General features: G+C 54.4%; 8 protein-coding genes and 1 CRISPR repeat array. All 8 genes read right to left on the reverse strand.

The features are described from left to right. Positions 1–31 precede the first annotated feature (31 nt). Positions 32–3,685: a CRISPR direct-repeat array (repeat unit 24 nt; unit sequence CTTTCAATTCTCTCTATGAGATTC). A 93-nt stretch (positions 3,686–3,778) separates the two neighbouring features. The 8 genes from cas4 to PRZ02_RS05940 all read right to left on the reverse strand — a co-directional run bounded on the left by cas4 (position 3,779) and on the right by PRZ02_RS05940 (position 12,905). Then, positions 3,779–4,378 carry a CRISPR-associated protein Cas4 gene (gene cas4, locus PRZ02_RS05905; RefSeq protein ID WP_449464910.1) on the reverse strand — a complete coding sequence of 200 codons (600 nt, stop codon included), beginning with the start codon at positions 4,376–4,378 and terminating at the stop codon, positions 3,779–3,781. Next, positions 4,359–4,658 (reverse strand): CRISPR-associated endonuclease Cas2, encoded by a 300-nt coding sequence (gene cas2, locus PRZ02_RS05910; RefSeq protein WP_449464911.1) that lies wholly within the window; start codon positions 4,656–4,658, stop codon positions 4,359–4,361. The genes cas4 and cas2 overlap by 20 nt, the downstream gene beginning before the upstream one ends. Positions 4,659–4,759: 101 nt before the next feature. Next, entirely contained in the window at positions 4,760–5,875 is a 1,116-nt protein-coding gene (gene cas1 / locus PRZ02_RS05915; protein WP_449464912.1) for a CRISPR-associated endonuclease Cas1, read from the reverse strand. A 56-nt stretch (positions 5,876–5,931) separates the two neighbouring features. Continuing rightward, a complete protein-coding gene (locus PRZ02_RS05920; protein ID WP_449464913.1) occupies positions 5,932–6,366 on the reverse strand; it encodes a hypothetical protein in 435 nt (144 codons plus the stop codon). A 63-nt stretch (positions 6,367–6,429) separates the two neighbouring features. Further along, positions 6,430–7,359, reverse strand: a complete 930-nt coding sequence (cas4a, locus tag PRZ02_RS05925; RefSeq protein WP_449464914.1) for a type I-A CRISPR-associated protein Cas4/Csa1 — start codon at positions 7,357–7,359, stop codon at positions 6,430–6,432. 483 nt (positions 7,360–7,842) lie between these two features. Continuing rightward, on the reverse strand, positions 7,843–8,733 hold the full coding sequence (locus PRZ02_RS05930; protein ID WP_449464915.1) for a G1 family glutamic endopeptidase: 891 nt from the start codon (positions 8,731–8,733) through the stop codon (positions 7,843–7,845). A gap of 215 nt (positions 8,734–8,948) precedes the next feature. Continuing rightward, positions 8,949–10,034: a glycoside hydrolase family 172 protein gene (locus tag PRZ02_RS05935; protein ID WP_449464916.1), complete on the reverse strand. Its 1,086-nt coding sequence runs from the start codon at positions 10,032–10,034 to the stop codon at positions 8,949–8,951. Between the two features lie 264 nt (positions 10,035–10,298). Continuing rightward, a complete protein-coding gene (locus PRZ02_RS05940) occupies positions 10,299–12,905 on the reverse strand; it encodes a hypothetical protein (RefSeq protein ID WP_449464917.1) in 2,607 nt (868 codons plus the stop codon). Positions 12,906–13,634: the final 729 nt, after the last annotated feature.

Genomic DNA, 13,634 nt, shown 5'->3' on the forward strand with positions numbered 1-13,634 from the left:
GACGGACGTGAATGCGGTTACAAACAAGTCTCTTTCAATTCTCTCTATGAGATTCCCGAAAAACGGGATTCATTCCTGCTTTTGCTGGACTTTTCTTTCAATTCTCTCTATGAGATTCACGCCTGCCAACAACAAGCAAATAAAAACGAACTGGAATAGCTTTCAATTCTCTCTATGAGATTCGAAGAGCTGGGGTACGAATGCAAGGATCGTTACGGAGCTACTTTCAATTCTCTCTATGAGATTCTTCTTTCTGACGTCTCTCAGGCCTCGATTGTGATTCTCACCTTTCAATTCTCTCTATGAGATTCCCGTTGGTCTCTATGAGCTTTATTCCATTCTTGATGACTTTCAATTCTCTCTATGAGATTCGCGGAATGGTTGGGGAAACGGCACGGCCGAAGACCGATCCTTTCAATTCTCTCTATGAGATTCGGTGGGGTGTACGTAAGGGTTATGAGGCCCTTCCTTTCACTTTCAATTCTCTCTATGAGATTCATTCCTCTGGGACGAGTGCCATTGGGCAGGAACGTACGTCTTTCAATTCTCTCTATGAGATTCAAAGGTATCGGGCCCTCCTTGCTCAAGGCGGAAAGGTTCTTTCAATTCTCTCTATGAGATTCGCTCTCAAGGAACTTTCTAATAAGCTCGTCACAGAACTTGCTTTCAATTCTCTCTATGAGATTCTTAGCCAATTTCGCGACCGCAGAGAGGTTTGAACTCTCACTTTCAATTCTCTCTATGAGATTCGCAATCCACGTAAACAATTGCAAACTCCTCCTTCTCCTTTCAATTCTCTCTATGAGATTCCTCGGAACTTTTTCGTGACCTCGGAGAAGGTGACTAAAAAACTTTCAATTCTCTCTATGAGATTCATATGGCTCTCCACTCTCGTGCCGCCGAAGTGAGTTCCTTTCAATTCTCTCTATGAGATTCTTAGCCAATTTCGCGACCGCAGAGAGGTTTGAACTCTCACTTTCAATTCTCTCTATGAGATTCCCCCCAAGTCCATTTGCCCGTCTCGATGTCGCGAGCAACTCTTTCAATTCTCTCTATGAGATTCGTCACGGATAAAAGAAGGAAGAGGGTGATGTTCATCCCACTTTCAATTCTCTCTATGAGATTCTTCAAGGTTCTCGGTGCAGGCAAAGGTCTCACGCTCTACTTTCAATTCTCTCTATGAGATTCGTGACGGTTTTGCCTTGTAGGTGATGCGACATGATAGAAGGCTCTTTCAATTCTCTCTATGAGATTCGCGCTCATTGGCTACGTAGCGCACAAATTCCTCAATTCTTTCAATTCTCTCTATGAGATTCCCAGTTGCTGGCCGGGGTTCCACTTCCAAATTTCGTCTTTCAATTCTCTCTATGAGATTCAAACCATCCCTTCATGATTTCCTTACCGTTATGCCTGACTTTCAATTCTCTCTATGAGATTCAACAAACTCTGGAGATTGGAAACGAGGGCCTGGCCCTGCTTTCAATTCTCTCTATGAGATTCTCGCTATTATGAACCTTCCCGTCCTCACCGGTGTGACTTTCAATTCTCTCTATGAGATTCCTGTTGAAGAAACTGAGGTTGCTGGAGTTGGTGAGGTCGACTTTCAATTCTCTCTATGAGATTCAGAACGATCATATGCACTCCAGATGCCGTGAAGGTCTCTTTCAATTCTCTCTATGAGATTCGCAAGAATTTCGGGATCGGAAAGCTCGGCAATGCTATTCTTTCAATTCTCTCTATGAGATTCGCGTTTAGCGGGGCCTTGGTGGGCATTGAGTACATGACTTTCAATTCTCTCTATGAGATTCTCATCAGGCTCTTCTCCATTCGTCAGTCCTCTCGTATCTTTCAATTCTCTCTATGAGATTCCCAGGCCAGGCAAGGACCTTCACCGCAAGCCAGATCTTTCAATTCTCTCTATGAGATTCCCAGGCCAGGCAAGGACCTTCACCGCAAGCCAGATCTTTCAATTCTCTCTATGAGATTCTTATGGCCTTTGGGGCCTAGCCGTGGGTGCAACGATCTTTCAATTCTCTCTATGAGATTCATACGTGATCGAACCTCGGAGCGCCTTGTAAACTTTCAATTCTCTCTATGAGATTCTTGGGTCATTTTTATATAACGGAATAGTGGCAATAGGCAACTTTCAATTCTCTCTATGAGATTCAAGAAGGCCATGAGCGAGGATGAAGTCACGGAACCAAACTTTCAATTCTCTCTATGAGATTCCGGTAAGCATAAATTTCGATTAGAGGTGATATCAAATCTTTCAATTCTCTCTATGAGATTCCCGCAACTAGCACAGAAAAAACTGTTGGATCAAGTCTTAACTTTCAATTCTCTCTATGAGATTCTTGGATTCTTGGAGGAATTGCAGTAGTAATTATAATTGCAATTTTGTTACTTTCAATTCTCTCTATGAGATTCCCCGAAGCGGGCTAAAGGCATTCCAAGGATGCCTGGCTTTCAATTCTCTCTATGAGATTCAGTCACGGGAAAGCGGGCGATGCGGCCAAGCTCGAAGAGCTTTCAATTCTCTCTATGAGATTCAATCCCTCTGAAAAGCAGATAGAGGCATGGTATAAACTTTCAATTCTCTCTATGAGATTCCTGGACTACCTGGTGGACTACCTCTTCATGAGGTATCACTTTCAATTCTCTCTATGAGATTCGCACCCGATATCCCACCAATTGCAATTTTGAAGGCTACGCTTTCAATTCTCTCTATGAGATTCTCGCTCGACAACAGGCACGGCTACATTGCAGTTTGCGGATAACTTCTCTCCGTCTTTCAATTCTCTCTATGAGATTCGGGTGCCTTTGCTTTGAACACGTTATTAGTAATATTCTTTCAATTCTCTCTATGAGATTCTTAACTCTACTACTATTACAGCGGCAGGCGGCAATGGCTTTCAATTCTCTCTATGAGATTCATGTTAAAATGGTTAAAAATGGCACTTGGGCAAAAGACTTTCAATTCTCTCTATGAGATTCGGCGGTTAGGAAGACAAGCCCGCGCTCGGCGAAAAGGACTTTCAATTCTCTCTATGAGATTCATTAGGTCGGTTTTCCGCGGACGCCCTCTTTTCCTTTTTACTTTCAATTCTCTCTATGAGATTCTCCTTTAACCTTCATCTCCCCTCCGCCTCAAGCCCAAGCTTTCAATTCTCTCTATGAGATTCCTAGGTTCTTATCGCAAAAAATACGGAGACTACCCATCTTTCAATTCTCTCTATGAGATTCACGTATTCAGTAATAAAGGAGGCCGGGCAAAAATTCGTGTCTTTCAATTCTCTCTATGAGATTCAATGATACCAGAATCCCAGTTTAAGGGAAGCAAAAGGAACAATTACTTTCAATTCTCTCTATGAGATTCATATCAGTGCTAGCGCCGCCTGCTAAACTAGCTAGCTTTCAATTCTCTCTATGAGATTCGCATAGTCCGTGATGGGTGTTTCGGGAGAAGGAGATGACTTTCAATTCTCTCTATGAGATTCCAGCGCTTAGGTTCTTGCTTTCCATCATGCTTTGCGTCGCGTCTTTCAATTCTCTCTATGAGATTCAGTGATGCCAGCAGTTCATTACCGTATGCTTCTAACACTTTCAATTCTCTCTATGAGATTCCGATCAAATCGCGTATCACAAAAGAATTATACATGAGCTTTCAATTCTCTCTATGAGATTCTGGCTCCTCATCACACATTACCAAACTCTTAATCCACATGAGATAAAAGCGTATTGCTCCGCTACCTACCATTTTGTCTGCATGACTCATGGGCTATCGTCCCTTGCAAACGTATCTGAAACCGCACGATACGCACCTTTTTCCGTTCACCACCGAAGGAACTCTTTCCTCACTCACAATCCTCTTCATGCGCTTAACCACGAAGTTCACGTGCCTCCTAAGAGAATCCGTGAGAAGTAACTCAAAGGCCTTATCGTTCTTTGTATAATAAACTATGAAGCACTTTACTTGTTTTCCAAACTTTTGCTCAGCCATCATCGAGTAGGTCGCAGTCTGGTAAACGAACCCGTCCGTAGGCCTCTCCCCTGATGCGTCCTTGAAGTCCACCACTATGAGCCCGTCATCCACCTCAATCACCATGTCGACCTGACCCACAAGTCCCAGCTCCTCCGACCTAAGAGGCACGTCGAACCATCTTTCCTTCACCTTTTCCTTCCTTCTCGCAAGCACCGTTCCGCGCCTCCTTTCCTTCTCTTCAAGCCCTTCCTGCTCCTCCTTTCCCTCTTTCATGAACTCAGTCTGCCTTTCTCTTAATCCCATGGCCAAAAAGTAAATTTTTCTGGGGCAGTACGTGTAGTTCTCTATCCACTTGACGGGTATGTACTTGGCTTCCTCATCCTCCGACGTCTTCATCACCTCGCACCAGCATGTCGCTCTCCTCTCCCCTGTACTCCTTCCCCAGCTCAACCCTCATGGAGAAGTCCGGGTCGCATATGACGTAGACCTGCGCGTTGTCCTCCGTGCCCTGCAGCAGCTTCCTCAGCGCCGCCACCAGCTCCTTTCTCGTCCCGCTCCCTATCTCTCCCAAAAAGGCGCTCTTCTGCACCCTCACAAGCCCCTTGGCCTTGCATATCTGAGCCACTTTTCCCCTTAGCTCGTCCTCGGTCACGTCGTAAATCACGAGCGTGTGCATACCTTCCACCTCCTTTCCCTTTCTCTTTTCCCCTCGCTTCTGCTCCCCCTTCGCCGCCTCTTTCCGCCTTTCCTCCCTCTTCTCCCCTTACCTCCATCACATCATAACCCCTCCGCAAACGGTGTGTAGTCCTCCCTCCCCATCACGTGCTCCCCTATCCTCCTCGCCTGCAGCGTCAGGTGGTCCTGTATGGGAAGCCTCCTGTTCAAGAACGTGACCGGTGCCTCCATCCTCTCAGCGTAAGCCCTGTACACCTCCTTCCTCGCCTCCCTCGTCAGCCTATCCCCCTCGACCGCCTTGTCCAGCTTCCTCTCGAAGGCGAGCCTTATGATGGCCCTGTCCACCACGGGCTCCCTGAACTCCTCTATTAGGTCCATGGCCAAGCCCGGCCTCCTGGGGCTGTCCTCGTGCAAGAAACCTGCGTAAGGGTCAAGACCATTCAGCTTTAGCTGGAGCGCGCACTCCGTTCCAAGAACCGTGTAGAGGTAGTTCAGGGCCACGTTGACGGGATCGGTGGCCCCGTCGTACCTCTTCTTCCTCCCTGGGAACTCGATAACCTTTGAGAGAGCAGCGCCAACGGCATCCCAGTAAGCTGAAGCCCCGTTGGCCTCAACCTCCATCAGGGGAACCCTAGCCTCATCGCACGTCTCCGCCCTAACGGCAACCGCCTGCTCAGCGAAATCCCTGAGCGCTGAGGAGGCCTTGAAGAGCGCTTCGGATAGGGTTGGATCGCTCCTCTCCCTGTTCCTCGCCATGGAGTAGAGGAGGGCCCTCTGGTTCATCAGCTTCCCGTAGACGAAGGACTTAGCCAGCGCGACGCCAAGGGGCCCGTCCCTAGCGGCGTACTGCGCCCTCCTGAGCGCCACAGATCCCGTCTCCTCTGCGCCGCCCACCACAACCTCGGGGTAGCCGTAGCCGGAGTAGAAGACAAGGGGGACGTGGTACTCGGAGAGGAGCCTGACGAAGTCCGAGGAGAAGGCGACGCTCCTGGTGAGAACGGAGACCTGGTCGAGCTTGGGGAGGGCGACCTCGAGCACCCTTTCATCTCCATCATTTCCCTTTGTTTTTTCGTTTTCTTTTTCTCCTTCCCTTTTCTTTTCCTTCTCTTTTCCCTCTCCTTTGTTAGTCCCATTCCTCTTTCCTCTCGGCCTCCTGACCTCGATCATCCCCTCCCTCACGCCGAGGAAAAGGCCCGGCTCGTTTATCAGGAGCCGCATAACCTAGTGGCGCGTGAACGTAAAAGGAAGCCGTCTGACTTCACGAGCGCAAAGCGCTATGGGGCCATCTGAAAAACCGCTGGCTCGCGAATAAAAAGGCCCTGCGCTGGAAAGCCAACGCGAGCTCGGTATCCAGCAACGGCAACCGCAAAGCTTAACGCGCAGAAGGCCGTCCCCGAAAGCCCAGCCACCCCCACGACGCTCATCGCTATGGGCAAGAACAAGAGGGCGGAGATGACGGCTGGGACCAGCGGGATGTAGGCATCCCGGTAGCCAGAGCTCACCCTTTCCGTCAAATAAAAGGAGAGGACCGTGAGCGACCAAAGGCACGCCGCGAGCGCGAGGTAGCTCGACGACACCGCCCCAAAGGGAGCCCAAAGCGGGCTGACGAAGACGAGCGGTGGGAACACCGTAGCCAAAGCGCTCGATACCAGAAAGAAAGACGAGCCAATCAGGAGAAAAACGGTCACAGGTCCGCCTTCGCCATTCACGGGAAATTTCCCGCGGGCGCCTATACGCCTTTCCGGGCGAAAGCGGGCGGCCTTGCGGGCGGTTTAGGGATTGCAGACAGAGTAGTAGGGGCAGTAGGTTGGGCACCTGTCCGGCTTTCCCGGGTCCTTTCCGGTCTCGAGCACCCTGAAGGCCTCGTCCCTTATCTCGAGGAACTCCCTCCTTATCTCGTCCCCTATGACGAAGTACTTGCTGTCAACGGAGGGGACCTTGCCGCTCATCCTCATATATGTGATGACGCCGTAGTCGACGGCTGCCTGACCCTCGCTCTCCAGCGCGAGCGCGTACCCCGCGGCCGTGAGGGAGTGAAAGTCCCTCACCTCACCCGTCTTAACGTCCACGACGGCGTTGTAGGGAGTGTAGAGGTCGACGCTCAGCTCCCTCGAAAGCCCCACGAGCGTGCCGTCTACCTTCCTCTCGGATACCGAGGGGACGGCCGCCGCGACGAGGGAGTCCTCTGCCGCGTGGGGGAACCTCGAGCGGGCGTCGTCAAGCCTTGACGCTATCCCTATGAGCAGGTACCTGTGGAGGTCGGTCGATTCCCTGACCAGCGACTCCACCTCGTCGTCCGGGAGCTTGCCCCTCGCGGTCGGAAGCCCCCTGAAGATGACGGGTGACATGTCCTCATCGCCGTACCTCGAGAGGAGGTCGAAGCCGCAGGCCGAGGGATTCGAGTATATGAACCTCTTGGACTCAGATATTGTGTGCCTTATGACCTCGTGGAAGGCCGTCCCCCTTGCCAGCTTCGAGGTGAAGGGCTGCTCCACCCTCTTTACCCTTCTCAGGTAAACGTCCCTGAGGGTATCGCAGTACCTTGCGGCGAGCTCGCTCACAGTGAGCGAGAAGGAGGAGGAGGGAGGCCTAACGGGAGGAGAGGAGAAGCTCCATCCCCTCACGTCCTCGGACACGGGCCTTGAGGAGAGCTCGTCCCTCAGAAGCGAAAGCCTCTTGTCGGATAGCTCAAACAGCCACACCGAGAGGTGCGCTGCAGCTTTTACGCGTAGCGACCTAAAGTTGGCGGAAAGAGGGAAGTCAAGCGCTCGTCATCCCTGAAAGGTGGACCGCTGGGCGACGTGACGCAACCGCTCAAAAAGGCCCAGATGGACGCTCTAAACGAGGACGGTCGGGGCCAAAGGCAGAGAGACGCGCCTACCTCACGGGCTATAGCTGCCCTGCATTCGCCGCAGGCAAGGCCCCAACATTCGCGATCAAAAGCCGCTAACGCGAGAAAGGCCTTGACGGCCTGAAGCGGCAAAGGACACAGTCATGTGGAGCCAAGCGCCGATTGTTGCCGCGCCCACGGGTTTTGGCCAAGCTCGCGGTGGCTTGGGCGCACGCCTCAATGGCAGAGCGCGAGGGCCTAGCCATCGTAAACGGAGATCGCGGTAGTTTCCAGCACTTACCGATTGAATGCCGTTCGACCACAAAGCCGAATAAAAAAAGAGGTTCAGTTTACCTCAGTTTGAATTGTAGTAGGTTACCGTGAAGCTCGTTCCGTCGCTCAAGTACGGGTTGGGCGCGGCCAAGGTCGTTCCCGCGCTGTCGACCATGGTGATTGAAACGAGGCCCACAGAGGAGCTGGAGCTGACGTGCTTGCCGTAGACGTGCCCCTGACCGGGGCCCAAAAGCAGCGCCGGGGAGGCCGATGTGCTTCCGGCCGCCGTGGCCAAGGTGTAAGTTTGGCCGTTTATCACCGCGGTGCACGTACCGGATATCCCGGTGTAGTATTGCCCGAATTCAGCGGTGCCGAAGTCGGCAAGCGACGTGGGGCCAGTAAGGGTCGAGGGCCTCTCCACTATGAACTCGGCCGAGTCGTCGTTGGCGCCATTGACCTTGGTGGGTCCAGACGAGAAGGTCCACTGGACTTCATTGTTCACTATGGCCTCGATGGTCGTGTCGAACTCTCCATGACTGTAAGTGACCGAGGCCTCCACGGTTTCGCCTGGGCTTACGGTATCGCTTGAGGGAGCGTAAACGGGTGACTTGGGATAGTACTCGTACCAGACGTAATAGGAAAGGGCGCCGCCGTTGTCCTCGATCATTATCCCCGTCTGCTCGACGGTCCTGTCGTTGTAACCGTCTATGCCGACCCAGAGCGCAACGTAAGTTGTACCAGAGGTCCCCGTGACGGAGGGAACCACGAATGAACCCGTCACGGAGTTAACGCTGCCGTCGCCTGCCGTTATTACGTAGCCTGCCCAGTTAAGCGATGTCGTGCTCGTGCTCCCAAGCCTTAGCGGTACCATCGGCCCCCCTATTACGGGAGCTGCCGCCGCAGGAGAGATCGCGAGGAAGGGAAGGAGGAAAAGAAGGATTGAGAGGTAACCCCTGAAAGCTCTATTAGACATTTCATTTAGATGCCGAAACGCTTAAAAGGATATCGACTCCGTGCACGCCGTTCGGGCGCGCTACCATGCTGATCGGGCGCGGTGATCGTTGGACGCCCAGCGCTTTGAGCGGCACCCAAAGGTATGGCGCAGACGCCCCTGATCGCGCCTGCAACACTCACGTTTCGTCTCAACTATCATCTTTTTCGCGCTTTTCCCTGCGGGGCGCCAGGTTCCTAGTCCCGGGCGTTCGGCGGGTACACCTCGTCATCGGGCCTTGGCAACCTGTCCGCCACGGGGGGCAGCTTAGGACCACCGCGAGCTGGCTCGCTGAGGTAGTAGTAGGCCGTGCTGGAGTAGTCGTTGCTCAGCCCGTTGGCGTGCCCGTGCTCGACCATCACCAGTATGCTCTTCCTGAACCTTATGGGGTCCTCCACGTGATAGCGGTAAAGCGTCTGCTTTCCCTTCCAAGGCCATCCCCTTGTGCCGCTGTGAAGTATTATGCCGTTGTAGGGCGAGTTGTACTCCTGTGTTGGGCTGTAGCCGCAGTTGCACCAGTCCTCGGTCCCGGTGCCGTGTATGGAGGGCCTCTCCTCGCCATCTATGAACACGAGGTCATCCCCTTCCCCGTACCAGTCATCTGGGTTCCTGTGGAAGCAGTCGACGTCCAGGTGGGCGCCCACGTAAGCCCCATCTCCCTTGGCTTCAAGCACCACGTAGCTCTCGCCTTCGAGCTCCTGCTTTCTGTGGGCCCTTGGATCAGAGTAGGTGGACTCGCGGCTTAACCTCTCCGTGTAGGCCCAGCCGGCGGTGTCGGCCTCCCTCCTCCACTGGGCGTGGAAGTAGGCCATGCCCTTAAGGTCATCGACCGACCGATACCTCTCGTAGTCGATGTAAAAGTAGTGGGCGTAGCCCTGCTCTCCCTGGTTCTCAACCTCCACGCGCGCCCTCGAGCGGAAGGGCATGGGCCAATAGGAGTTGAAGCCCTTTCCGTCCTGGGGCGCCATCTGCAGAGGGAGCGATACGAAGTTCTTCCTGATGCCGTGACCAAGCCCAAAGAAGTCGCCTATGGGAACCTCGACGCTCGGCTCCGGAAAGTCGTCCCAGTAAATCCTCAGCACTATCCTGCGGGTGTAGTCCTCCTTGGGAATTCCAAGCGTCATCCACATGTGGCGTATGACCGCAGGCCCCTCCATCTCCGCGAGCACCACCTCTTTTCCAGCTGGAACGTCAAAGTAGTCGTGATTGCCCCCATCCCTGTCGTAGCTGGAGGCGCGCCTGCTCTCATAATCCCTCAAGAAAGGTAGGCTGCTTATGGACATAGGCAGGGGGCGCAAGCGCTTAAAAATATTTTCAGCGCCTTAGCCGCGCGCCAGACGATTTAGGGTACCCTTGATCGCGGGGAAGAGGTGAAGGAAAAGAGGGAGGAAAGAGGAAGGGAGGAAGGAGAGCGAAGGACAGAAAGAGGGGATAGGCAGGGCATCACCATTCAATACCAAGCTCTATCGCGAGCGGCGTGCGCCCTTTTCCTTTTTGCCAAGGCCTGCAGCCAAAGGGCCAAGAGGCACTCGCGGACCCGCGCGTGCTCACGCTCCCTTCGACTCCCTTAAGGGCCTGATAGCTACCGCCCTGAAGCTCCTTGGCGCTACGTAGAGCTCGACCTGATTGCCCTCCCCCAGCTTTTGCCCAATCTCCTCGGTCGCGCTGGCATCGTAGAACTCCCAGCTTCCCTCAGCGCTGATCTCCACGCTTGCTCCCCTTCCGTCTACCTCAAGGAGCCTCAGCAGCAGGCCATCGCCGGATTTCAGCTTCTTGAATGTGGTGCAAACCACGTTTCCTTTTACCTCGAGGCGAGGCCCATTCACCTGACTGCCCACCGGGACGCCCTTGGAGAGGAACTTCGAGGCCTCTGCGAGGGTCTTCTCTGAGGTAGGAAAGCTAGTAAAGCTGTAGGTGAACGTGCCCCCCTCCTGCGCCGCCTTGTAGTTCGTGTGCCAGTAGTTGTTCATGACGTAGGAGAAGACCAGCCCAGAGCTGGGAGCCTGGCTCGGCCAAAGCCCGCGGTTTACGTCGCCAACGGTCACGAGTGGGGCGTCCCAGCTCTTGATGAAGACAGAGGTCTTGCGCCTAAGCAGGCGGGAGCCATCTGGATAGCCCGAAACCACGACGATGCCGTTTGTGGAGAACCAGCCCGCGCAGGCGCCCGGAGCGAGTTCCGAGTTCACGTTGGTGAAGGCCCCGGGCTCCTCCACGTATACCTCGGGCCTTTCCATGCCCGTTGGGAAAGCGAAGTAAAGGGCCTCCTTTTCGTAGACCTCGGGCTTCACGACCTCGTTCCTCACGCGTATCTCCTTCTTCCTCGATCCCAGCTCGATGGTCTTTATAACGACCACCGGGCCGCACGTGCCCCTTATCCTGACCCTCTTGAGCTCTGGCCCCTCATCGTACGCCTCAACCTCTGCCCTCTCCCTCTGCAAGACGTAGTCGCGTCCCTCCTCGGCCTCCTTCACCTGGCCGAAGTCCCACCAATTGGTGATCGTCCTTTCCAGCTTTGTCCCCTTTCCGCCTTCGACGTACACGACTTCGTCGAAGGAGTAGGTCCCTGCCTTGAAGATGACGTCGCCGGTCTCCTTGTCCACTACCCTCACTATCCTGCCGCCCTCGAAGTCCAACCTGTAGTGCTCGTCCTCGAGGAAGCCCGGGAACGCCCTGGGGGCTGAATCCGCAGGCCTCTTGGGAGCCGATGAGAGGGAGGGGAGATAGTAGTGAGACCCTTCCTCGTAGAAGTCCAGCGGATAGGGATAGGGGTTGAAGTAGAATCCCTCGCCCATGGCCTTCCTGAGCTCTGAGAGAGGCCTCGTGGCAAAGGCCGACTTGACTTCCCACTGCTTCAGCTGGGCCTCGCAGTGCGGGTCGCTGACGCTCTTCGCGTCTCCCCACGTGTGCTCGTCCCAGAAGATCACGTCGTCCCACGCGCGCGCCGCGAGTTCGTCGTTGGCCTTGCCAAGGGCGTTCATTGCCTCATACCCAGCAAGAAGGCGCTTGACCTCTAGGCTCGCGGCCTCCTCGCGCGCCGAGGAGGCCGCCCCATCTTCCCAGTACGAGCCGAAGTCTCCTCTTAGCTCGGGTATTTCCGCTCCATGTTTTCTCTCGATCTCCTCAAAGAACTCCTCGGGGGTCGAGATGAGGACCTGGGGGTTGACCCACTCCTTGGAGTAATCGCTCAGGACCTCGGCGTACTTCCCGTCTATGGGCCGATTGTCCACGTATACCCCGTACATGAGCAGCTCCTCGTAAGGATAGCCCCTTGCCTCGTACTCGGCGGTGAAAAGCCCTATACCGGCGGCGGCCGTTGAGGCATCGGAGAGCAGACCAGCTGACATCCCCTGGTGGTAGCCGTTGAAGGCGAAAAGAAGGCCGTCGTAACCGCCGGAGAACCAGGCGAGCACCTTTTTCCCTCCTGGTCCTACCCAGTAAAACGGGCTCCTTATGTTGCCGTTGACGTGCAGAGGCCCCCTGTCGGGGTTCGATCCTTGTATGTAGTAGGGTATGCCGGCGTCCGCCAGGGCCGTCACGAGGCCCCAAGGGGCGGTGGGGATGTCGTTAAGCGCTGCTACCTTGATCCTGTAACCCCTCTTCCTGAGCTCCGCCGCCGGGTAAAGAAGCCTGATCAGCTCCTCGTGGGAGCAGAGACCTATGAGGACGTTGAGGGGAAGGGCCTGTATTCCGAATAAACCACGAGCGTTCTGCTCCCTTATGGCCGGATCATCCCTGTGGCCCACCATCTGGTAAATCACCTCAGCGACCCACTTAACGCCGCTGGAGGCCAACTGGAGGCCGGTCTCGGTGTTCTTCCTGTGTATCTCCGCCACCTGGTCCTGCGGGGCGGTGTAGCCCCAATCTGTGTGGACGGTGGGGACGAGGTAAACCCTGAAGCGCCTTGGCCTGCCAAACCTCACGTCGAACTCGAAATTCTCGCCAAGCTCGGACGTTACCTCCAAGCGCCCATCTCCTGACATCTTCAGGAGGTGGTAAGAGTAAAAGGGTCCAGCGGTAAGCTGCTCAGGTTCAGCTCCCCTTACGCTCAGCTTCACCGGTTTCCGCTGGTCGTTGAAAACTACAAGGGCCGCTCCCCTTCTGCCATCAAAAGAGAGAAGGGGAGTCGAGATAACTTCAACTTTCAACCGGGTCATCGCAAAAGCGATCCAAAAGGATTTACGCGTTTTGCCCATCGCGCTCCCGAGTGCGTCAAGCAAAGCCAAGCTGCCTTGTAACGCCAGCACCGAAGCGCCGACTTCAGAGGCAGATCGCGGGTTTGAAAGGGCGCAAGACAAACCGACTTTGGGGGCTTTCCCGATAAAACCAGACCCGGAGACGTCGTTCCCGATCAGAATATCGTTTCACGCAGGCAAGGAAGACCCTTTGACCGAACTTATCATGAGCGCGTCCTAGGCATCCCGACAAGCTTTACGAGGAACTGCAACCTTAGTCACCGAGACCACGGTGTTGGTAACTTAAGGGACCTGATGCCCGCGCTCCGGGTAATGAGCTCTAATGCCGACCTCGCAAACGCGCAGCTTTTCGCCCTTAACTTAAAGACAATTTAATTATGGCGCCATCTGTCCATCAGCGATTTAGGGTCGTCAAGAGCCTCTGCGTTCGAACTTGCATTGCGAGCTAATCCGCGCACTGACGCGCGGGGGATTCCCGCCTTGACGGCTGACGAGCGCCTGCATTGGCGCACCTAATAGGGACCAAGGAAGCGACCCACGAGAGCGCATCCGGGCCGCGCTCTGCGGACATTGGCCGCGACGTCATTTGCAGATTTCCATGAGAGACCATATACCTTCGGTGGACTTCGCCACCGATCCCGTTAGGCTGATATCCTCTCCTCCCTGAAGGGAGTGAGGTTCGTGCTTCAA

Origin of the sequence: Tardisphaera saccharovorans, from assembly GCF_046635845.1 — an archaeon.
Lineage (GTDB): Archaea > Thermoproteota > Thermoprotei_A > Marsarchaeales > UBA168 > UBA168.

Coding starts and splice junctions, on each gene's coding strand:
- cas4 (WP_449464910.1), bottom strand. CDS start 4,378: ATGAAGACGTCGGAGGATGAGGAAGCCAAGTACATACCCGTCAAGTGG.
- PRZ02_RS05930 (WP_449464915.1), bottom strand. CDS start 8,733: ATGTCTAATAGAGCTTTCAGGGGTTACCTCTCAATCCTTCTTTTCCTC.
- PRZ02_RS05940 (WP_449464917.1), bottom strand. CDS start 12,905: ATGACCCGGTTGAAAGTTGAAGTTATCTCGACTCCCCTTCTCTCTTTT.
- cas2 (WP_449464911.1), bottom strand. CDS start 4,658: ATGCACACGCTCGTGATTTACGACGTGACCGAGGACGAGCTAAGGGGA.
- PRZ02_RS05935 (WP_449464916.1), bottom strand. CDS start 10,034: ATGTCCATAAGCAGCCTACCTTTCTTGAGGGATTATGAGAGCAGGCGC.
- cas1 (WP_449464912.1), bottom strand. CDS start 5,875: ATGCGGCTCCTGATAAACGAGCCGGGCCTTTTCCTCGGCGTGAGGGAG.